Genomic DNA, 20250 nt, shown 5'->3' with positions numbered 1-20250 from the left:
ACCTCCTGATCAGGCGACGGGATCGTCGCGAAGACGGTGCAAAAGGCGCGCGAAGACGCTCAGCGCGCAGAGCTTGAAGACAATTCTACGACCTCGCGAGCCGCAGTGGCGACGTCCTCGTTCACGATGAGGTGGTCGAACTCGTTCTGGGCGGCGAGTTCGACCTTCGCGGTGCGTAGCCGACGAGCCCGCTCCTCGGCCTCTTCGGTGCCGCGGCCGACGAGGCGATGCACCAGTTCGTCCCAGCTCGGCGGCAACAGGAAGATGAGCGTCGCGGCGGGTTCCGCTGCCCGCACCTGGCGTGCCCCCTGCAGGTCGATCTCGAGCAGGACGGTCTTGCCCGCCGCCAGCGCTGCGTCGATCGGGGCCCTCGGCGTGCCGTAGCGCGAGCGGTTGTGCACCACCGCGTACTCGAGCAGTTCATCCTCGGCGATCAGCCGGTCGAACTCCGCGTCGTCGACGAAGTAGTAGTGCACACCGTCGACCTCTCCCGGGCGCGGCGGACGTGTCGTCGCCGAGACCGAGAGGTGGATCTCCGGGTTGTGCTCGCGGATGTGCGCCGCCACCGTGCCTTTGCCCACTGCGGTGGGACCGGCGAGGACCAGCAGTCGGCTTCTGGCGCCGCGCGGGGTCGGAACCGGGAACCGCGTGTCGAGCCACTCCTCGAGGACACGGCGTTGACGTGCACCGAGACCGCCGAGCCTCTTGACCGGCGAGATGTGGAGCTCTTCCAGCACACGGTCGCGCTTGCCCGCACCGATGGCCGGGAGTGCGAGCAGGAAGTCGGTGATCCGCATCGAGCCTTCGACCGAATCGGCGTCCGCGGTGGCGCGGTGCAGCACGGTCTGGGGTGTCACGACCCGCGTGGTCAGATCGCGTTTGACCGACGCCCTGGCGCGGCGACGTTCGACGGCACGGCGCGCGGCCGCGGCTCTGTCGACCTCCGGCACTGTCCGCTGCGCGTCAGACACCTGCCACCTCGAGGTACTCGGCAGCACGAGCGGCGACGACGTCTGCAAGGTCGCCGGGACCGGCGGACAGGATGCTGCGACTCTCACTCGCGATCACCGCATCGGCCATGGCACCGAAGCGGGGCCGGAGATCGGCGGGAGTGGCGCCCTGCGCACCGAAGCCCGGCGCGAGGATCGGGGCTTGGGGCGTGAACGAGGAGATGCCCGCCTCGTCCCAGGCCACCGTCGCGCCGATGACGAAGCCGAAGCTCCCCCACTCCCCTGCAAGACTCGCCTCGGCGTTGCGTGCGGACACCTCGGACATGATCGACGCGGAAACGGTCGCGCCCGCGAGGTTCGTCGAGCGCTGAAGTGCCGCCGCCTCGGGGTTGCTGGTCGCAGCGAGCACGAAGAGGCCCTTGCCGTGCTGCGCCGCGAGAGCGAAGGCGCCGTCCAAGGCTCCCACTCCGAGGAACGGATTCACCGTGAGCGCGTCGGCTTCCAAGGAGGACCCCGGCGTGAGCCACGCGCGAGCATAGTCATCCATCGTCGAGCCGATGTCGCCGCGTTTGGCATCGGCGATCACGAGCAGGCCGGCAGCTCGAGCGGCGGCCAGGACGTCTTCGAGTGCCGCGATGCCCTGCGACCCGAACCTCTCGAAGAACGACACCTGAGGTTTCACGATCGACACGCGCCCCGCCGCCGCCTCCACGGTGCGCAGTCCGAACTCCCTGACGCCGCGCGCATCCCCGCTCAGTCCCCAGGAGTCGAGGAGCGCCGCATGCGGGTCGATGCCGACGCAGAGCGGGCCCCGCGCGTGAAGCGCGGAACGGACCCGCTCGCCGAAGCTTTCGCTCACAGTGCCGCCTTCCGCTCCAGGGCGTACTCCTGGAGGCTCTTGACCTGGAAGCCCTCGTGCGCCGCGTCCATGCCGCTCACGGCAGCGCCGAGCACCGCCATGGTGGTGAACAGCGCCTTGTCGGCTGCCACTGCTGCGGCGCGGATCTCGTAGCCGTCCGCGCGGGCAGCCCCACCCGACGGGGTGTTCACGACGATGTCGATCTCTCCCTCGTTGATGAGGTCCACGATGTTCTTCGCCCCGGACTCCTGCGTCTCGCTGTACTTCTCGACGACGGTGACGGCGATGCCGTTGCGCGCGAGGATCTCGGCGGTGCCCTCGGTCGCCACGATCGTGAAGCCCAGCTGCTGCAACCGGTGCGCGGGGAGGATGACGGCGCGCTTGTCGGAGTCGGCGACCGAGATGAACACGGTCCCCGAGGTCGGCATGCCACCGTACGCCGCCGCCTGGCTCTTCGCGAACGCGGTCGGGAAGTCGCGGTCGATGCCCATGACCTCGCCGGTCGAGCGCATCTCCGGGCCGAGAACCGAGTCGACCGTCTTGCCGTCGGCGGTGCGGAACCGCTTGAACGGGAGCACCGCCTCCTTGACCGAGACCGGTGCGTCCATAGGCACGCGCGAGCCGTCCTGCTCCGGCAGCATGCCCTCGGCGCGAAGCTCGGCGATCGTGGAACCGGTCATCACGCGGCTCGCTGCCTTCGCCATCGGGATGCCGAGGGCCTTCGACACGAAGGGAACAGTACGGCTCGCCCGCGGGTTCGCCTCGATCACGTAGAGCACACCGGCGCTGATGGCGAACTGCACGTTGAGCAGCCCGCGCACGCCGACGCCCTCCGCGATGGCGAGCGTGGCCTCGCGCACACGGTCGACGTCGGTGCGGCCCAGCGACACCGGGGGCAGCGTGCAGCTGGAGTCGCCCGAGTGGATGCCCGCCTCCTCGAGGTGCTCCATGACACCGCCGATGAACAGGTCGGTGCCGTCGTAGAGCGCATCCACGTCGAGCTCGATCGCGTCGTCGAGGAAGCGGTCGACCAGGAGCGGCTTGCCCTCTTCGATCACGACTTCGCCGGCGGTGCGCACGAAGTAGTCGCGGAGCGACGCCGTGTCGTACACGATCTCCATGCCGCGGCCACCGAGGACGAAGCTCGGGCGCACGAGGACCGGGTAGCCGATCTCCTCGGCGATGCGCACGGCCCCCTCGACGTCGATCGCCGTGCCGTTGCGGGGTGCGACCAGGCCGGCGTCATCGAGCAGGCGCGAGAACAGTTCACGCTCTTCGGCCAGGTCGATCGCCTCGGGGCTGGTCCCGAGCACCGTGTACCCGGCCGCCTCGATGCCCTTGGCGAGTCCGAGCGGGGTCTGGCCGCCGAGCTGGCACACGACACCGAGGATCGTGCCGCTCGCAGCCTCCGCGTCGAGGACCTCCAGCACGTCTTCGAGCGTCAGCGGCTCGAAGTACAGGCGGTCGGAGGTGTCGTAGTCGGTCGACACGGTCTCCGGGTTGCAGTTGACCATCACGGTCTCGAAGCCGGCGTCCGACAGCGCGAACGAGGCGTGCACACACGAGTAGTCGAACTCGACGCCCTGACCGATGCGGTTCGGGCCGGAGCCGATGATCACGACCTTGGTGCGGTCGGAGGGGGCCACCTCGGTCTCGAAGTCGTAGCTCGAGTAGTGGTACGGCGTCAGGGCCGGGAACTCGCCCGCACAGGTGTCGACCGTCTTGTAGACCGGACGGATGCCGAGGCCGTGGCGGACGCCGCGCACCTCGTCTTCGGTGGTGCCGCGGAGCTGAGCGAGCTGCGCGTCCGAGAAGCCGTGCTCCTTGGCGTAGCGGAGCGTCGCGGAGTCGAGCTCGGGGGCTGTGCGGACGATCTCGGCGACCTCATTGATCAACACGATCTGGTCGAGGAACCACGGGTCGATCGCCGTCGCCTCGAACGCCTGCTCGACCGTGGCTCCCTTGCGCAGCGCCTGCTGCAGAGTCACGATGCGGCCGTCGGTCGGGGTCTTCGAGATCTCGAGCAGCTCCTCCACGGACCGGTCCTCGGTGCCCCAGTGGAAGCTCGACCCGCGCTTCTCCAGCGAGCGGAGCGCCTTCTGCAGCGCGGTCGCGTAGTTGCGGCCGATCGCCATGGCCTCGCCCACCGACTTCATGGTGGTGGTCAGGGTGGCATCGGCTGCCGGGAACTTCTCGAAGGCGAAGCGCGGGACCTTGACGACCACGTAGTCGAGAGTCGGCTCGAAGCTCGCCGGCGTCACGCCCGTGATGTCGTTCGGGATCTCGTCGAGACGGTAGCCGAGGGCCAGCTTGGCTGCGAGCTTGGCGATCGGGAATCCGGTGGCCTTCGAGGCGAGGGCGCTGGACCGCGAGACGCGCGGGTTCATCTCGATCACGATGATGCGTCCGTTGGACGGATCCACCGCGAATTGGATGTTGCAGCCACCGGTGTCGACGCCGACGGCACGGATGATGTCGATGCCGATGTCGCGCATCTTCTGGTACTCGCGGTCCGTGAGGGTCAGCGCAGGGGCGACCGTGATCGAGTCGCCGGTGTGCACGCCGACCGGGTCGACGTTCTCGATGGAGCAGACGACCACCGTGTTGTCGGCCGTGTCGCGCATGAGCTCGAGCTCGTACTCCTTCCACCCGAGGATGGACTCCTCCAGGAGCACCTCGGTGGTGGGCGAGTCGCGCAGTCCGGCGCCGGCGATGCGACGCAGGTCGCTCTCGTCGTAGGCGAACCCGGAGCCGAGGCCGCCCATCGTGAAGCTCGGACGGACCACCAGCGGGTAGCCGAGCTCGTCGGCGGCCGCCAGGACCTCGTCCATCGTGTGAGCGATGCGGGAGTCCGCCACGTCCGCACCGGCGTCGAGCACCAGCTGCTTGAAGATCTGACGATCCTCGCCCTTGTTGATCGCCTCGAAGTTCGCGCCGATGAGCTCGACGTCGTACTTCTCGAGGATGCCGTGGTTGTGCAGCTCGATCGCGGCGTTCAGGGCGGTCTGGCCGCCGAGAGTCGGCAGAATCGCGTCCGGGCGCTCCTTGGCGATGATCGTCTCGATGACCTGCCACGTGATGGGCTCGATGTACGTCGCATCGGCGAAGTCGGGATCGGTCATGATGGTCGCCGGGTTGGAGTTGACCAGGATGACCCTGACGCCCTCCTCGCGCAGCACGCGGCACGCCTGGGTGCCGGAGTAATCGAACTCGCAGGCCTGACCGATGACGATCGGGCCGGAGCCGATGACGAGGACGGAGTTGATGTCGTCGCGCTTGGGCATTACTTGGAGTCCTTCTGGCTTGCGATGACCAGGTCGCGGAACCTGTCGAAGAGGTAGTTGGCGTCGTGCGGGCCCGCAGCCGCTTCGGGGTGGTACTGGACCGAGAACGCCGGGATGTCGAGGGCGCGCAGGCCCTCAACGACGTTGTCGTTGAGGCCGACGTGGCTGACCTCGACCTTGCCGTACCCGTGCGGGCTGTCGAACGATCCCTCGAGCGGGGCCTCGACCGCGAAGCCGTGGTTGTGCGCGGTGATCTCCACCTTGCCGGTCTGCTTGTCGAGCACGGGCTGGTTGATGCCGCGGTGTCCGAAGGGCAGCTTGTACGTGCCGAGTCCCAGCGCGCGTCCGAGCAGCTGATTCCCGAAGCAGATGCCGAAGAACGGCAGTCCCTCGTCGAGGACCGAGCGCAGCAGCTCGACGTGGTCACCCGATGCCGCGGGGTCTCCCGGGCCGTTCGAGTAGAACACCGCGACCGGGTCGATCGCCCGGATCTCATCGATCGTGACGTCCTGCGGAAGGACGTGCACCTCGAAGCCCCGGGCGGCGAGGTTGTCGATCGTCGCCTGCTTCACCCCGAGGTCGAGCACGGCGAGGTTGCCGATCCGCTCCCCCATCGCCGTCGTGACCGTCGCCACGTCGACCGACACCTCGGCCGACAGGTTCTGACCGGCCATCTCCGGCGCTTCGCGGACGATACGCAGCTGCTCATCGGCGTCGAGCGCCGCGTCGGGACCGGAGAAGATCCCGCCCCGCATGGAGCCGGCCGAACGGATGTGACGGGTGATCGCCCGCGTGTCGATGCCGCTGATGCCGACGACGCCGTCCTCGACGAGCACCTCGTCGAGGGACGCGTTCGCCCGCCAGTTCGAGACGACTCGCGAAGGGTCGCGGACGATGTAGCCGGCGACCCAGATGCGGCGGGATTCGGCGTCTTCATCGTTCATCCCCGTGTTGCCGATGTGCGGCGCCGTCTGCAGGACGATCTGTCCCGCGTACGAGGGATCGGTGATGGTCTCCTGGTATCCGGACATGCCGGTGGCGAAGACGACTTCGCCCAGGGTGCGACCGCGGGCGCCGTAGGCGTGTCCCGCATGGCGGGTGCCGTCTTCCAGGACGAGGACGGCAGGGTCGGGCAGCCGGGCCGCGAGGGCGTGTCCGGAGGAGGGAGAGAGTGTCATGACGTTGCTCCTGTGTCGGGGGCGGCGGGGACGAGCCGCTGCATGTCGGAGATGAGATTCTTGGGGTCGCCGGTGGTGAGGCGCAGATAGCTGTCCACGACGGTGTCGTCGTCGACGCTCCAGGCGATGCGCACCAGGCCGCCGGACTCGACGACGCGGTCGATGGTGACCGTGGCGCGGTCGACCGCTTTGAGCCTGTCCTTCGAGAGGAAGACCGTCGGCGCGCCGTCGAGGCAGAGCGCGAAGCCGCGATCCGTGAGCGCGAGCTCCCCGCGGGCCCGGTACGCGAGAGGCGAGACCGCGAGACGTTCGAGAGGCTGGTCGTGTCGTGTCGTCGACACGTACAGCACCTCGTCGCGGCGGGACACCTCCGCGTGCTCCGGGACCCCGAGCGGGGCCGTGAACACGGAGTCGCGGCGGATTCGTCGTCGCCAGGCGACGAACATCGCCAGCAGCACCAGCAGAGCGACCGCGATCGTGATCGCGACGGCGAGGTCGCGAGCGCTCATGCGCGAAGCTCCTCGACGACGCTGCCGCCGTCCACCGTGACGATGCCGCCGTGGATCGTGTACTCCACGCGTCCGGGAAGAGCACGGCCGAGGTAGGGCGAGTTCACGCTGCGACCGTGCAGGTCCGCCTCGGTGAACACCCCGTCGATCGAGGCGTCGTACAGGGAGAGCTGCGCCGGCTGTCCGACCTCCAGGGGTGTGCCGTGCCCGGCGAGCCGTCCGATCCGTGCCGGCGTGGCGCTCATCACGCGCGCGACGTCCGTCCACTCCAGCAGACCGGTCTGCACCATCGACTGATGGACCACCCGCAGTGCGCTCTCGAGGCCGACCATGCCGTTCGCCGCGGCCTGCCATTCGCACGCCTTGTGCTCGCTGGGGTGCGGCGCGTGGTCGGTCGCGACGATGTCGATCGTGCCGTCGGCGAGGCCCTCGCGCACGGCGAGGACGTCTTCCTCACGACGCAGAGGAGGGTTCACCTTGTAGCGCGCGTCGTACCCGCGGACGAGTTCGTCCGTCAGCAGGAGGTGGTGCGGGGTGACCTCGGCGGTGACGTCGATGCCGCGCTTCTTGGCCCAGCGGATGATGTCCACCGATCCAGCGGTGGAGAGGTGGCAGACGTGCAGCCGGGATCCGACGTGCTCGGCGAGCAGCACGTCACGGGCGATGATCGACTCCTCGGCGACCGCAGGCCATCCGGTGAGACCGAGTTCGGCGGAGACCGTGCCCTCGTTCATCTGCGCGCCCTCGGTGAGCCGAGGGTCCTGCGCGTGCTGGGCGATGACACCGCCGAAGGACTTCACGTACTCCAGGGCGCGACGCATGATGAGCGGGTCGAACACGCAGAAGCCGTCGTCGCTGAAGACGCGCACCTTCGCACGCGAGGTGGCCATGGCTCCGAGTTCGGCGAGACGCTCGCCCTTCTGTCCGACCGTCACCGCGCCGATCGGCTGCACGGTGGCGTACCCGGCGGCTTCACCGAGGGCCAGCTCCTGCTCGACCACCCCGGCGGTGTCGGCGACGGGTGAGGTGTTCGGCATCGCGAAGACGGCCGTGAAGCCCCCGGCCGCCGCGGCCCTGGTGCCGGTGAGGATCGTCTCGGACGCCTCGTAGCCCGGCTCGCGCAGGTGGGTGTGCAGATCGACGAGTCCCGGCAGCGCGACGAGTCCGTCGGCGTCGATGACACGGGCGCCCGAGCGGGTGAGCCCGGCGCCCATCTCGGTGATCAGGCCGTCCTCGATGATGATGTCGGCGCTCTCGGCACCGAGCAGCTGTGCACCGGTGATGACGAGGGTCTCGCTCACAGGTCTCCCCCTCGTTCGTCGTCTCGTTCTCCTGCCAACAGCAGGTACAGCACCGCCATGCGGACGGACACCCCGTTCGTGACCTGTTCCAGCACCGTAGAGCGCGGGGAATCGGCGGCTTCCGAGGAGATCTCCAGTCCCCGATTCATGGGCCCGGGGTGCATCACAATGCTACCCGTCGGCAGAGCGGCCACGCGCCGGGCGTCCAGTCCCCAACGCCGGGAATACTCCCGCTCAGTCGGGAAATACGCCGCGCTCATCCGTTCCAGCTGGATGCGCAACATCATCACCGCGTCCGGATCCTCCGCCAGAGCCTCATCGAGGTCGTAGACCACGCGGACCGGCCAGAGCGACACGTTCTGCGGAACCAGGGTGGGCGGCGCGACGAGAGTGACCTCGGCGCCGAGCGTCGTGAGCAGCCAGACGTTGGAGCGGGCGACCCGCGAGTGCAGGACGTCGCCCACGATCACGACCCGCAGTCCGGACAGGTCGCGACCGCGGCTGTCCGCGCCGAGCCGGCGCTTGCGGATCGTGAACGCGTCGAGCAGAGCCTGCGTCGGGTGCTCGTGGGTGCCGTCACCGGCGTTGACGACGCCGGCCGAGATCCACCCGCTCGTCGCGAGCGTCTGCGGAGCGCCGGAGCCGGGATGGCGGACCACGACGGCGTCGGCGCCGATCGCCTCGAGCGTCTGCGCGGTGTCTTTCAGGCTCTCGCCTTTCGAGACGCTGGAGCCCTTCGCGGCGAAGTTGATCACGTCGGCGGAGAGTCGCTTCGCGGCGGCCTCGAACGAGATGCGCGTGCGGGTGGAGTCCTCGAAGAAGAGGTTCACGACGGTCTTGCCACGCAGCGTGGGAAGCTTCTTGACCTCGCGCGACTGGGTGTCGGACATGTCCTCCGCCACGTCGAGGATGCGCAGGGCCGTCGCTCTGTCGAGCGTGCGGGTGTCGAGGAGGTGTCTCATTCGCCGATCGTCACCTCCTCGGCGCCGTCGTTCTCGAAGAGGCGCACGTTGACCCGCTCGGTGCGGGCGGAGGGGATGTTCTTGCCCACGAAGTCGGGCCTGATGGGGAGCTCGCGGTGCCCGCGGTCGACGAGGATCGCGAGGCGCACGACCGAGGGGCGACCGATCGACTGGATCGCATCGAGGGCGGCGCGGATGCTGCGGCCGGAGAACAGCACATCATCGACGAGCACGACGGTCTTGCCGTCGATGCCCCCGACGGGGATCTCGGTGGGCTGCGGAGAACGAGTCGGGTGTTTGGCGAGGTCATCGCGGAACAGCGTGACATCGAGCGCTCCGACCGGGACGGACTCCTGCGCGATCTCGCTGATCAGCAGACCGAGGCGGTGGGCGAGAGCGACGCCGCGGGTCGGAATTCCCAGCAGGACGAGGTTCTCGGCTCCTCGATTGGACTCGAGGATCTCATGCGCGATACGGGTCAGCGCTCGTGAGATGTCGGCTTCGTGCAGCACAGTGCGCATGCTCATCGGCCGCTCCCTTCTCCGCCTCACAGGACGGTGTTAAAGGTTGCTTGTGATGTCAGTCTATCGGAGCGTTCATGCACCGACGACAGCGACCCCGCGTGCACGAGCGACGTCGGCCAGACGACGGTCGAAGGTGGCGAGCGTGGCGCCGAAGGCTTCTGCTGTCGCCAGGACGGCGCAATCCGGCAGTCTCAGTGAGGAAGCCGCTCGAAGACGCGCGATGTGGACGGGCTCGTCGATGGGTTCCTCTCGTCGCATCAGCCCGAGGGAATCGATCTTCGCGAGGTCGGCCAGCTCGGTTCCGTTGCGTGCGGGGTGCACCAGAGCTTCCGCCAGCGTCAACGGATGGATCATCAGATCCTCCTCGGTGTCGAGGATCTCGAACGCCGCCCCCTGGTGGATGTCATCGATGGACAGATGCGCGATGAGCACTCCGGCATCGACGACGATCACTCCGGCCAGTCCTTCCGAAGGTCCTCCAGATAGCCCGGCGGGTAGGCGACGGTGCCTCTCGTCGCTTCCAGCGCAGCACGTCGCGCCGCCCGCTTGGCTGAGCGCCTCCCCGCGATGGTCTCGGCACCCAGACTCGCGAGTCTGGCGACCAGTTCGGACTTCGGGATGCCGGGCCATTCCTGCGCCGCGAGCTCCAAGGCGTCGCGAAGCTGCGCGGTCTGCGTGACCTGTATGCGGGTCAATGCGGTGGGCATGTCAGCAGAGTACCACCGTCGCCCTGAGGTGGTACAGGTCAGCTGGCTTCCTGCAGCACCGGGTCGGTGACGTCGTCGATCTTGGACGAGCGGATCGGGTGTCCGGCGGTCGACAGGCACCGACCGGTCTTGAGGTCCCACTTCCAGTCGTGCATGCTGCACGTCAGGATGCCGTCGTCGTCGACCTTGCCGGTCTTCGTGAGGTCGGCACGCAGGTGCGGGCAGCGGCGTTGCACCACCCAGTCCCCGATCTCGGCGTCCTCGGTCTGGTCGGTCTGCTCCTGGTACCAGTTCTCGACGTACTCGATGCGGTCGACGGAGAGGCACTTGAGGAACGTCGTGAGGAACTCGTTGAACTTCCCGCTGCGCCCCACCGAGAACTGCATCGAGAGGAAGATCGAGTTCGACCAGTCGATCTCGTGATCGCGGATGTTGGTCGAGACGAGGTCGGCGGGAATGGTGTACCAGTACACGCACTCCTCGCCGGCGTACTCACGCACCTTCGCCCGCGGGAAGTCCACGACCATGTCGAGGTCTCCGATGCGGAAGCGGACATGCCCTCCGACGCCGAGACGGATCGTGCGCGACTTCTTCAGCAGCGGCTCCCACCACTCCTTGATCGCAGCGAGCATCTCGGCGGGCGGGATGATCTCCGCGCGCGTCGCCTCCTCGTCGCGGATCTCCTGCTGCCGGGTCGCACGCTGCTCTTCGAGGTAGTCCCACTTCTCGTCGAATATGTGCGCGATCTCGGCCTCGGTGTACAGCGTCTGCTCGGTGGAGACCGCGCCGCCGTCGACCGTGACGACCGTGCCGGGGATGAAGAGCTGTCCGTCGTACTGCGGGGCGAGTTCCTTCATGTGCGCGAGGAACTGCTTCTGGTCGGTGAAGATCGACTCGCCGTTCTTGCCCACCCCGTTGTACTGGAACAGTTCATCGCGGAGGAACATGGGCGGACCGGCCATCGGGAAGACGTGCGGGGCGTCCACCTTCTCGATGTAGTACATCGCTCGCTTGTTCTGCGCCTCGCGCTTGAGGCGGGCGAAGTTCTGCTTGGCATCGAGCGGCAGGTCGTAGACCATGGGCCACCAGATGGCACCGGAGACCTGCGTGAAGTAGGCGTCGGGCTTGCCGAAGTCGAGCAGCTTCTCGAGGTCGAGCGGGTGCGAGTCGTTCTGGTTCAGGATCGATCCGGTGCCGTCGTCGACGCTCAGCGAGGAGTCGCCGATCGGGCCGTCGCTGGGCGCGCGCAGCGGCGTGATCATCATCTTGAGCTCACCGCGCTGGATCACCTGGCCGGCCGGGGCGTAGGTGATGTTCGTGTAGCCGAGAGCACGGATGTCCTGCTCGAGGTCGTCGGTCGGGTACTCGGGAAGCAGCACCTCGATGTCCTTGCGGATGTACCGTTCGAGGAGCTTCGGATCGAAGTGATCGCGGTGGCGGTGCGAGATCCACAGGAAGTCGGCTTCGCGCCCGAGACGCTCCCAGTCGAGACCCCTGTTGTCGGGGAACGGGAACCACGATCCGTAGAACGACGGCCCGAGGACGGGGTCGCAGATGATGTTCCCGCCCGCCGTCTCGATGAACATCCCGGCGTGGCCGAGTCCCGTGATCCGCATTGCATTCCTCCCGAAAGTGAACCGTTCGATTGTACCGAGGGCTCCCTGTGCGCCCCGTCGACCGGGCCGGGAGTAATCGGGTCAGCCGTCGAAGAGTCCGCGGATGTCGTCGGCGGTGAGCGACTGCGAGAACAGTGCCTCGTCATCCAGCACCGCGGTGAAGAGGCGCGCCTTGCGGCGTTGCAGGTCGAGCACCTTCTCCTCGATCGTCCCGGTCGCGATCATCCGATACACGAACACCTGGCTGTCCTGCCCGATGCGGTGCGTGCGGTCGATCGCCTGTGCCTCTGCCGCCGGGTTCCACCACGGATCGAGGAGGAAGACGTAGTCCGCCTCGGTCAGTGTGAGCCCGAATCCGCCGGCCTTCAAGCTGATCAGGAACACCGGCTGCTCGCCCGCGGTGAACCCGTCGACCACCTTCTGGCGGTGGCGAGTCGAGCCGTCCAGATGGGCGTAAGGGATGCCCGCGGCGTCCAGACGCGAGGCCGCCAGGTCGAGGAAGGACGTGAACTGGCTGAACACGAGCGCCCGATGCCCCTCGGCCTGCAGCTCGATCACACGCTCGAGCAGCACGTCGAGCTTGCGCGAGCCGATCTTCGCGTCTTCCGGGTCGATGAGCGCTGGGGCAAGGCTGAGCATGCGCATCAAGGTGAGTGACCGGAAAACGATGAACCGGTTGCGGTCGAGGTCTTCCAGCAGGCCGAGCACCTTCTGCCGCTCACGCTGCAGCACCGTCTCATAGAGCGCCCGGTGGGCGGAGCTCAGTTCGACCTCCAGGAGCTGCTCCTGTTTGGCCGGGAGGTCCGGAGCGACGTGTTCCTTGGTACGTCGCAGAAGCAGTGGGCGGATGCGCCTGCGCAGCTGCTCCAGGCGACGCCGGCGGTATGGCCCGCCTTCCTCGTTCTCGGGTACCTTGCCCTGTTCGATCGGCTGGATGTACTGCTCGCGGAACTTCCGCGCCGATGCGAAGAGCCCTGGCGCCGTGAGCTTCAGCAGCGCCCAGAGTTCGCTGAGGCTGTTCTCCATCGGGGTTCCGGTGACCGCGAAGGTCACATCGGCGCGGAACGAGGCCACCGCACGGTGCAGCTTGGTCGCCGGGTTCTTCACGAACTGCGCTTCGTCGAGGATCAGCCCCGCCCACTCGACACCGGCGTATGCGACCTCGTCGAGGCGCGCGACCGCGTAGCTCGTGATGACGACATCGACGTCGGCGAGGGCACCGCCCAGCGGCGGCCCCTGGGTACTGGGGCGCAGCAGCACGCGAAGCATCGGCGCGAACCGTGCGGCCTCGTCCCGCCAGGTGGCCAACACCGACGTCGGCACCACGACGAGGAACGGGCGCTTCTCCCCCGCCTCTCGGGCGTGCATCATGAGGGCGAGAAGCTGGAGCGTCTTTCCGAGACCCATGTCGTCCGCGAGGATGCCGCCCAGACGATGGCTCCAGAGGAACGCGAGCCAGTTCAGCCCGTCCTGCTGATACGGGCGGAGATCGGCGGTGATCCCGCGCGGCACCGGGACAGCGGGCACAGATGTCGCACTCCGCAGACTCTCCGCGGTCGCGCGCCAGCTCACGGCGGGCAGTGCCTCGTCGGCGAGGTCTTCGAACTCCTCCCAGAGATCGGTCTGATAGCGGCTGATCCGCGGACCCGTCTCCCACTCGTCGAGGTCACCCGACTCGTCGATCAGCTCCCGCAGCCGATCGAGTGCCCGATGATTCAGTGAGAAATAGCTGCCGTCCACCAGGAGCAGCTTCTTCCTCCCCTTGCTGAGAGCCGTGAACAGAGGCTCGAACGGGATCGTGCGCCCGTCGATCTTCACCAGGACACCGAGATCGAACCAGTCGGGATCGGTACTCTCGACGGTTGAGACCGTGATCTCCGGTTCGCCCGTGAGCTCATGGTAGGTCTTGCGCCGTCCGGCGACGGCGACCTCGACACCCGCGGCTTCCAACGCAGGGACCACACGCGTCGTGAACTCGGCGGCCTCGATGTCGTGGAAGGAGCCCGCTGCGGCGAGCGGCTCTCCCCGTTGCTCCGTCCAGACGGACTGGAGCGCATCGCGCACTGTCTGCTCTGCGGGGAGATCTCGCACCGCATGCCCGCTCGAGGTGAAGGGAACGCGCCCGAAACCGCGGTACTCCCACTCGAACGCGTACTTGACGGTATCGCCCCGGAGGAACGAGAGACCCAGCACGGCTTTCGGCGGGGGCAGCACCGGCAGCTCGACGCGGCCGACAGGGCGCACCTCGATACGCCGTGCCAGCAGCGGGTAGGCATCGCGCAAGAACGCAGCCTCGTCCTGCGAGGGCACGTCCACGCCGCCCCGGCCGCCCAGCAGCGCACGGACCGGTGCGGTCATCGGCACCTCGGCGAGGGTCACGCGAAGCCGTGTGCCGCGCACCGCGACCTCGTAGACACCGCTGTGACCGATCGCCCGGACGGTGACGGGGTCGACGTCGCGGCCGTCGATGGCGATCGCGGGGCGCACCATGAGGCCGCCGTCGTCACCCCGACCCACGGTCGCCGTGATCGTGGCGTGATCGGCGAGCTCGACGGTCGTGTTCTTCTGCGCGGCCACCAGCGGGATGCCGATCTCCACGCCAGTACGCAGATGCCCCCACAGAAGGCCGGATTCGATCAGGTCCGCGACCAGCCAGTCGCCCGCTGTGCCGGAGAGGAGGGTGTCACGCGCGATGCTGAGCAGGTCGGCGAACCATCGAGAGCGATCACGTCCGTACTGCGTCGGGGAGCGTCGCACCGCATCCCACGTCGCCGTGCCCTGTACCCAGGCGCCGGACACCGCGCTCTTCTCGAGCGGGCGGATCCCCAGCAGGATCTCTCCCGTGCCTTTTGCGACGTCACGAGCGGTCGCCGTGCGCGGAGGACGCGAAGCCCAGGGATTCGCGCTGCTGCCATCGCGCACCCGGAGCTCGATGCCGAGAGCGAGCGACGTCTGCGCCTCCTCGCGTCGCCCCCCGAGGATCGACCGCCAGTCGCCGGCCGAATTGCCTTCGGAGCGGGAGGGATCGAGCGGGAGGGCCATGCACCAATCCTCTCCGACACCGCCGACACTGCCGCGCGTCGAAAGGTCAGGCGGCTCGGGCCACCCGCGCGAGGACGCCGTGCACGAACGCGCCGGAGTCGTCGGTCGAGAACTCCTTGGCGAGCTCCACGGCTTCGTCGATCGCGACGGCGGTCGGCACCTCGTCGTTGTAGAGGATCTCCCAGACGGCGATGCGGAGCAGGGCGCGGTCGACCGCGGGCATCCGCTCCAGCTTCCAATCACGGCTGTGCGTCGTGATCTGCTCGTCGATCTCGTCGCGCGAGTCGATGATGCCGTCGACGATCTCGCGTGCGTACAGCCACGAAGCCTCGCGAGCGGGCTCGCTCGCTGCGCGCTTCGCCTCGGCGGCCAGAGTCACCGCGAGGTCGTCCCCGCGCACGTCAGCCGAGAACAGGATGTCGAGAGCGCGCTTGCGCGCCTTCGTCCGGGCGCTCACGCCTTACTTCTCGCGGCCGAGGTAGTCGCCCGTGCGGGTGTCGACCTTGACCTTGGTACCGGCCTCGACGAACAGCGGCACCTGGATCTCGTAGCCGGTCTCGAGGGTCGCGGGCTTGGTACCGGCCGACGAACGGTCGCCCTGCAGGCCGGGCTCGGTGTAGGTGATCTCCAGGATCACGGATGCCGGGAGGTCGATGTACAGCGGGTTGCCGTTGTTCAGGGCGATCGTGACGTTCTGGTTCTCGAGAAGGAAGTTCTTCGCGTCGCCGACGGTGGCGGCGCCCACCGTGATCTGGTCGAAGTCGGTCTGGTCCATGAAGACGTAGCCGTCACCGTCGGTGTACAGGTAGGTGTAGTCGCGCCGGTCGACGTTCTCGATCTCGATCTTCGCGCCGGCGTTGTAGGTGCGGTCGACGACCTTGCCGGACACGACGTTCTTCAGCTTGGTCCGCACGAACGCACCGCCCTTGCCGGGCTTCACGTGCTGGAACTCGATGACGCTCCAGAGCTGCCCGTCGATGCTGAGGACGACGCCGTTCTTGATGTCTGCGGTAGATGCCATGCGCTGCGAGTTCCGTTCGTGAGTCTGCGGGGTCGGGCGGAGCCGACAGTCGATTCTACGGGATCAGCGGCTCGGCCCCGCACGCGCGGACTCGAGTGGACGCGCCGCGCGGTCAGGACTGATCGCCGTCGATGTCGGCGAGCAGGTCGCGGAGCGCCTTCTCGATCGACGTGTGATCGTGCTGGCCGGCGCGGCTCTCCCCCGAGATCACGGCGCACCGGTGGACTCTGCGAAAGTCTCCGTACGGGAACTTCAGCCGGCCCTTCGTGCCCTCGGTCTCAGCGGTGTCCTCAGCGAGGTGCCACTTCGCGTACTCCGACATGCCGTGTTTCTCGATGAACGCGTTCTCCTCCGCGGTGCTCGGTGCGTGCTCGCTCCAGTCGTCCCGCTCGTCCCGCACCACGTCGCCTTCTCGCACCAGCGTGCGCGCGAGCGCGAGGGCCTCCTTGTTCAGTCGCACGGTCATCTGTGCCCCTCTCTGCGCGCCGGCATCGGATGGCCGCGAACGCGCCGTCACAGGGGAACATAGCCCTCGCCTCCAGCCGCGACACACCCCATTGACGTCCGGCTCTTCGACGCTCACCCTGGGCGCAGAGGAGGTGCACTCATGTCGGGAAGGGCAGCACGCAGGCGCAGGACGGAGCACGGTTCGGGCCTGGACCCCACGCTGGTGACCAGTCAGCCGGCCCTGCGGTCGTCCTCGGGCGCCATCTGGATCATCGTGGGCTCTCTGTTCGCCGCGCTCAGTCTGGTGCCGTTGATCGCGATCGTCACGAATGGCGGTCCGGCCGGGTCCGTCGCCCTCGTGACGGCGACGCTCGTGGTGTGCAGTCTCGTCGCGATGGTGGTGCTGCGGTTGACCCTCCGCGACGGGCCGCCCCGCCTTCGCGCCATGGCGGGATGCTTCCTCGCGATGGCGCTGATCGCGCTTCTCGGGATGGTGATCTGCGTGATGATCGTGTGGCTCCCCCTGACGGAGTGAGCCGCGGCTCGTCAGAGCTGCGCGACCAACTCCCGCACCGCATCCGCGTACCCGGCGACGCCTCGTCCGATCACCCGCACCGCCGCTACATCGTGCAGGTACGAGTGGTGGCGGAACTCCTCACGCGCGTAGACGTCCGAGATGTGCACCTCGGCGAACGGGAGTGACACCCCGGTGAGCGCGTCCCGAAGCACGACCGAGGTGTGGGTGAGGCCGCCCGGATTGATCACGATCGCTTCGCACTCGCCGCGCGCCGCGTGGATCGCATCGATCAGGACGCCCTCGTGGTTGCTCTGCACCGCGCGCACTTCGAAGCCGAACTCCGCTGCCGCGTCGGCGGTCAGGCGCTCGACGTCGGCGAGGGTCGACGTGCCGTAGAGCTCGGGCTCCCGCGTGCCCAGCAGGTTCAGGTTCGGGCCGTTCACCAGCAGGATGCGACGTGTCACGCCCCGACCTCCTGGTACGCGGCGAAGAGCAGCGACTCATCGGGCGCCTGCAGCACGGTCGGCTTCGCGATGTCGTCGAGCAGGATGAAACGCAGCATCCCGCCGCGGCTCTTCTTGTCACGCTGCATCGTCGCCAGCAGCTGCGGCCACGCGCCGGCCCGGTATGAGGTCGGAAGGCCCAGCGACTCGAGGACGGTGCGGTGTCGTTCCGCGGCGGCATCCGACAGTCGGCCGGCGAGACGCGACAGCTCGGCGGCGTAGAGCATACCCACCGAGATCGCGGCACCGTGCCGCCAGCGGTACCGCTCCGCGTGTTCGATCGCGTGGCCGAGCGTGTGTCCGTAGTTGAGGATCTCGCGCAGACCCGCCTCACGGAAATCGTCCGAGACGACCTTCGCCTTCATGTCGATCGCGAGCTCCACCGCGCGACGGAACTCCTCGGTCGTGGTGTCGACCGCGCGGGCGGGATCGGCCTCGATGATGTCGAGAATCTCGGGCGCCCAGATGAACCCCGCCTTCACGACCTCGGCGAAGCCCGCCGTCGCCTCGTTCGGGCTGAGGCTGGCGAGCTCGTCGAGGTCGCCGATCACGGCGCTCGGCGCCCAGAACGCGCCGACCAGGTTCTTGCCCTCGGCCGTGTTCACACCCGTCTTGCCGCCCACCGCGGCGTCGACGAGGCCGAGCACGGTGGTCGGCACCTGGACCAGCTGCACGCCGCGAAGCCAGGTCGCGGCGACGAACCCGGCGAGGTCGGTCACCGCGCCGCCTCCGTAACCGACCACCGCATCGCTGCGCGTGAAGTCCGCCTGCCCCATCACCTGCCAGCAGAATGCCGCGACCTCGATGCGCTTCCCCTGCTCCGCGTCGGGGATCTCGGCGAGCAGCACCTCCCGCGGTCCCTCTGCTGTGTCGGCGAGCAGCCGATCGCGGAGTTCGGCCGCGCGTGCGGCGAGAGTCGGCGGGTGCACGACCAGGATCTTGCGCACTCCTGGCGCGAGGGCCGCCGATACGCGGTCGAGGACTCCCCGCCCGATGGTGATGTCGTAGGCGTCGTTCCCGGTGACGCTGATGGTCGTCGTGCTCATCGCTGCTCTCTCCTCCATGCCACGATCTCGTCCGCGATCTTCTGCATCGGACGACGCGAGGTGTCGAAGGTCGTCGAGGCGACCTCGGCGTACCACCCCCGACGGTCCTCGAAGATCTTCTTCCACCGCTCCACCGGATCCTCTTCCCCGGCCAGCAGGGGGCGGTTGCTGCCCCGCAGCCGGTCGGCCACCGCCTCAGGGCTGACCGTGAGGAACACGACCGGATGATCCTTCAACAGGTCACGGGTGCCTGCCTGGGTGACTGCCCCCCCGCCCAACGAGATCACACCGCCGTCGGAGAGCGCCTCGGCCACGGCCGCCCGCTCGAGGTCGCGGAAGTAGGCCTCCCCATGCTCCGCGAAGATGCCGGGGATGGGACCGTGCTCTGCCACGATGCGCTTGTCGGTGTCGATGAAGGCCACGCCGAGCCGGCGCGCGACGCGGCGACCGACGCTGGTCTTGCCGGCGGCCATCGGGCCGACCAGCACCAGCGTCAGCGGATCAGTCGCGCTCGTCATGCGCGATGAGCGCCGCCTCGGACGCCGGTGTCGTACGCAGCTCCGCCGGGATGCCGTCGAGGTATCCCTGGAGGTTGCGTCGCGTCTCGCGGATGCTGTCGCTGCCGAACTTCTCGAGCACGGCGTTCGCGAGTTCGACCGCCACCATGGCCTCGGCGACCACACCGGCAGCGGGAACGGCGCACACGTCGGAGCGCTGGTGGTGGGCTGTCGCGTCGTCGCCCGTCGCGATGTCGATCGTGCGCAGCGCGTGCGGGACGGTGGCGATCGGCTTCATCCCTGCGCGGACGCGCAGCACGGTCCCCGTCGACATCCCGCCCTCGGTGCCGCCCGCGCGATCCGAGCCTCGGGTGATGCCGTCGGTGGTCGCGAACAGCTCGTCATGCGCGGCCGAGCCACGGCGTCGCGTGGTCTCGAAGCCGTCGCCCACTTCGACTCCCTTGATGGCTTGGATGCTCATGAGCGCCTGCGCGAGCCGTGCATCGAGACGACGGTCCCAGTGCACGTGCGATCCGAGTCCAGGCGGGAGACCGTAGGCGAGCACCTCGACGATGCCGCCGAGCGTGTCACCGTCCTTCTTGGCGTCATCCACCTCGGCGACCATCAGAGCGGACGTGGCGGGGTCGAAGCACCGCAACGGATCGGCATCGAGGGCCTCGACGTCGTCCGGCGTCGGCAGCGGTGAGCCGGCGGGCACCTGGACGGGACCGATCGACAGCGTGTGGCTGACGAGTCGGATGCCCAGCTCCTCGAGGAACGACCGGGCGATCGCACCGAGAGCGACGCGCGCGGCCGTCTCCCGAGCGCTCGCGCGCTCGAGGATCGGACGGGCCTCGTCGAAGTCGTACTTCTGCATCCCGACGAGGTCGGCGTGCCCGGGACGAGGACGCGTGAGCGGGGCGCTGCGCCCGCGCGACTTGTCGGTCAGCTCGACGGGTTCGGGGTTCATGACCTCGACCCACTTCGGCCACTCGGTGTTGCCGATGCGCAGCGCGATCGGGCTGCCCAGGCTCTTGCCATGACGCACGCCACCGGAGATGGTGAGCTCGTCCTGCTCGAACTTCATGCGCGAGCCGCGGCCGTAGCCGAGCTTGCGTCGTGCGAGGTCGGCCTGGATGGCCTCGGACGAGACCGGGACGCCGGAGGGCAGACCCTCCATGACGGCGATGAGTTCTGGGCCGTGCGATTCGCCGGCCGTGAGCACGCGGAGCATTGCTCCAGTCTCCCATGGGTTGGGGTGCCCGCTGCGCCGCGTTTCGTCGGGGG

20 protein-coding genes are annotated in these 20250 nt (G+C 68.3%); 1 reads left to right on the top strand and 19 read right to left on the bottom strand.

Annotated elements, in window-relative coordinates; translation table 11 throughout:
* Window positions 1–59: 59 nt before the first annotated feature.
* The 15 genes from gmk to AB0E56_RS10945 form a co-directional block, all read right to left on the bottom strand.
* Complete coding sequence (gene gmk / locus AB0E56_RS11015; protein ID WP_359798895.1) at window positions 60–971, bottom strand: guanylate kinase; 912 nt, start codon at window positions 969–971, stop codon at window positions 60–62.
* The gene (pyrF, locus tag AB0E56_RS11010) at window positions 964–1809 is read right to left on the bottom strand and encodes an orotidine-5'-phosphate decarboxylase (RefSeq protein ID WP_359798894.1); all 846 of its coding nucleotides are present in this window, start codon (window positions 1807–1809) and stop codon (window positions 964–966) included. The genes gmk and pyrF overlap by 8 nt, the downstream gene beginning before the upstream one ends.
* The gene (carB, locus tag AB0E56_RS11005) at window positions 1806–5093 is read right to left on the bottom strand and encodes a carbamoyl-phosphate synthase large subunit (RefSeq protein WP_359798892.1); all 3288 of its coding nucleotides are present in this window, start codon (window positions 5091–5093) and stop codon (window positions 1806–1808) included. The genes pyrF and carB overlap by 4 nt, the downstream gene beginning before the upstream one ends.
* Window positions 5093–6271 carry a glutamine-hydrolyzing carbamoyl-phosphate synthase small subunit gene (gene carA, locus AB0E56_RS11000; RefSeq protein ID WP_359798890.1) on the bottom strand — a complete coding sequence of 393 codons (1179 nt, stop codon included), beginning with the start codon at window positions 6269–6271 and terminating at the stop codon, window positions 5093–5095. Before carA ends, carB begins: the two co-directional genes overlap by 1 nt.
* Entirely contained in the window at window positions 6268–6780 is a 513-nt protein-coding gene (locus AB0E56_RS10995) for a hypothetical protein (protein WP_359798888.1), read from the bottom strand. The genes carA and AB0E56_RS10995 overlap by 4 nt, the downstream gene beginning before the upstream one ends.
* Entirely contained in the window at window positions 6777–8081 is a 1305-nt protein-coding gene (locus AB0E56_RS10990; RefSeq protein WP_359798886.1) for a dihydroorotase, read from the bottom strand. Before AB0E56_RS10990 ends, AB0E56_RS10995 begins: the two co-directional genes overlap by 4 nt.
* Entirely contained in the window at window positions 8078–9043 is a 966-nt protein-coding gene (locus AB0E56_RS10985) for an aspartate carbamoyltransferase catalytic subunit (protein ID WP_359798884.1), read from the bottom strand. The genes AB0E56_RS10990 and AB0E56_RS10985 overlap by 4 nt, the downstream gene beginning before the upstream one ends.
* Window positions 9040–9570: a bifunctional pyr operon transcriptional regulator/uracil phosphoribosyltransferase PyrR gene (gene pyrR, locus AB0E56_RS10980; protein WP_359798882.1), complete on the bottom strand. Its 531-nt coding sequence runs from the start codon at window positions 9568–9570 to the stop codon at window positions 9040–9042. The genes AB0E56_RS10985 and pyrR overlap by 4 nt, the downstream gene beginning before the upstream one ends.
* Before the next feature lie 69 nt (window positions 9571–9639).
* A complete protein-coding gene (locus tag AB0E56_RS10975; protein ID WP_359798880.1) occupies window positions 9640–10020 on the bottom strand; it encodes a PIN domain-containing protein in 381 nt (126 codons plus the stop codon).
* Complete coding sequence (locus AB0E56_RS10970; RefSeq protein WP_359798878.1) at window positions 10017–10274, bottom strand: hypothetical protein; 258 nt, start codon at window positions 10272–10274, stop codon at window positions 10017–10019. The genes AB0E56_RS10975 and AB0E56_RS10970 overlap by 4 nt, the downstream gene beginning before the upstream one ends.
* Window positions 10275–10312: 38 nt before the next feature.
* Window positions 10313–11890, bottom strand: coding sequence for a Rieske 2Fe-2S domain-containing protein (locus tag AB0E56_RS10965; protein WP_359798876.1), 1578 nt, complete (start codon window positions 11888–11890; stop codon window positions 10313–10315).
* Window positions 11891–11971: 81 nt separating this feature from the next.
* Window positions 11972–14932: an SNF2-related protein gene (locus AB0E56_RS10960; RefSeq protein ID WP_359798874.1), complete on the bottom strand. Its 2961-nt coding sequence runs from the start codon at window positions 14930–14932 to the stop codon at window positions 11972–11974.
* 46 nt (window positions 14933–14978) lie between these two features.
* Window positions 14979–15389 (bottom strand): transcription antitermination factor NusB, encoded by a 411-nt coding sequence (gene nusB, locus AB0E56_RS10955; RefSeq protein ID WP_359798872.1) that lies wholly within the window; start codon window positions 15387–15389, stop codon window positions 14979–14981.
* Between the two features lie 3 nt (window positions 15390–15392).
* Window positions 15393–15953, bottom strand: coding sequence for an elongation factor P (gene efp, locus AB0E56_RS10950; RefSeq protein ID WP_359798870.1), 561 nt, complete (start codon window positions 15951–15953; stop codon window positions 15393–15395).
* A gap of 112 nt (window positions 15954–16065) precedes the next feature.
* Window positions 16066–16419: a hypothetical protein gene (locus tag AB0E56_RS10945; RefSeq protein ID WP_359798868.1), complete on the bottom strand. Its 354-nt coding sequence runs from the start codon at window positions 16417–16419 to the stop codon at window positions 16066–16068.
* 141 nt (window positions 16420–16560) lie between these two features.
* Between AB0E56_RS10945 and AB0E56_RS10940 the strand changes: the two genes are divergently transcribed.
* Window positions 16561–16935, top strand: coding sequence for a hypothetical protein (locus tag AB0E56_RS10940; RefSeq protein WP_359798866.1), 375 nt, complete (start codon window positions 16561–16563; stop codon window positions 16933–16935).
* A gap of 11 nt (window positions 16936–16946) precedes the next feature.
* Here AB0E56_RS10940 and aroQ read toward each other — a convergent pair whose 3' ends face one another.
* From aroQ to aroC, 4 genes are read right to left on the bottom strand one after another with little or no spacing between them, the layout of a single operon-like run.
* Window positions 16947–17381 carry a type II 3-dehydroquinate dehydratase gene (aroQ, locus tag AB0E56_RS10935; protein ID WP_359798864.1) on the bottom strand — a complete coding sequence of 145 codons (435 nt, stop codon included), beginning with the start codon at window positions 17379–17381 and terminating at the stop codon, window positions 16947–16949.
* Window positions 17378–18466 (bottom strand): 3-dehydroquinate synthase, encoded by a 1089-nt coding sequence (aroB, locus tag AB0E56_RS10930; protein ID WP_359798862.1) that lies wholly within the window; start codon window positions 18464–18466, stop codon window positions 17378–17380. Before aroB ends, aroQ begins: the two co-directional genes overlap by 4 nt.
* On the bottom strand, window positions 18463–18984 hold the full coding sequence (locus AB0E56_RS10925) for a shikimate kinase (RefSeq protein WP_359798860.1): 522 nt from the start codon (window positions 18982–18984) through the stop codon (window positions 18463–18465). Before AB0E56_RS10925 ends, aroB begins: the two co-directional genes overlap by 4 nt.
* On the bottom strand, window positions 18968–20197 hold the full coding sequence (gene aroC, locus AB0E56_RS10920) for a chorismate synthase (RefSeq protein ID WP_359798859.1): 1230 nt from the start codon (window positions 20195–20197) through the stop codon (window positions 18968–18970). Before aroC ends, AB0E56_RS10925 begins: the two co-directional genes overlap by 17 nt.
* Window positions 20198–20250: the final 53 nt, after the last annotated feature.

The sequence above is a fragment of the Microbacterium sp. NPDC028030 genome (assembly GCF_040637855.1).
Classification (GTDB): domain Bacteria; phylum Actinomycetota; class Actinomycetes; order Actinomycetales; family Microbacteriaceae; genus Microbacterium.
Note: the sequence above shows the minus strand (reverse complement) of the source record. Positions and strands in the feature narration are given on the sequence as shown.

Bases quoted from the DNA above. Each gene is read 5' to 3' on its own strand.
- carB (WP_359798892.1), bottom strand. From the start codon at position 5,093: ATGCCCAAGCGCGACGACATCAACTCCGTCCTCGTCATCGGCTCCGGC.
- carA (WP_359798890.1), bottom strand. From the start codon at position 6,271: ATGACACTCTCTCCCTCCTCCGGACACGCCCTCGCGGCCCGGCTGCCC.
- AB0E56_RS10995 (WP_359798888.1), bottom strand. From the start codon at position 6,780: ATGAGCGCTCGCGACCTCGCCGTCGCGATCACGATCGCGGTCGCTCTG.
- AB0E56_RS10985 (WP_359798884.1), bottom strand. From the start codon at position 9,043: ATGAGACACCTCCTCGACACCCGCACGCTCGACAGAGCGACGGCCCTG.
- pyrR (WP_359798882.1), bottom strand. From the start codon at position 9,570: ATGAGCATGCGCACTGTGCTGCACGAAGCCGACATCTCACGAGCGCTG.
- AB0E56_RS10970 (WP_359798878.1), bottom strand. From the start codon at position 10,274: ATGCCCACCGCATTGACCCGCATACAGGTCACGCAGACCGCGCAGCTT.
- AB0E56_RS10965 (WP_359798876.1), bottom strand. From the start codon at position 11,890: ATGCGGATCACGGGACTCGGCCACGCCGGGATGTTCATCGAGACGGCG.
- AB0E56_RS10960 (WP_359798874.1), bottom strand. From the start codon at position 14,932: ATGGCCCTCCCGCTCGATCCCTCCCGCTCCGAAGGCAATTCGGCCGGC.
- efp (WP_359798870.1), bottom strand. From the start codon at position 15,953: ATGGCATCTACCGCAGACATCAAGAACGGCGTCGTCCTCAGCATCGAC.
- AB0E56_RS10945 (WP_359798868.1), bottom strand. From the start codon at position 16,419: ATGACCGTGCGACTGAACAAGGAGGCCCTCGCGCTCGCGCGCACGCTG.
- AB0E56_RS10940 (WP_359798866.1), top strand. From the start codon at position 16,561: ATGTCGGGAAGGGCAGCACGCAGGCGCAGGACGGAGCACGGTTCGGGC.
- aroB (WP_359798862.1), bottom strand. From the start codon at position 18,466: ATGAGCACGACGACCATCAGCGTCACCGGGAACGACGCCTACGACATC.
- AB0E56_RS10925 (WP_359798860.1), bottom strand. From the start codon at position 18,984: ATGACGAGCGCGACTGATCCGCTGACGCTGGTGCTGGTCGGCCCGATG.
- aroC (WP_359798859.1), bottom strand. From the start codon at position 20,197: ATGCTCCGCGTGCTCACGGCCGGCGAATCGCACGGCCCAGAACTCATC.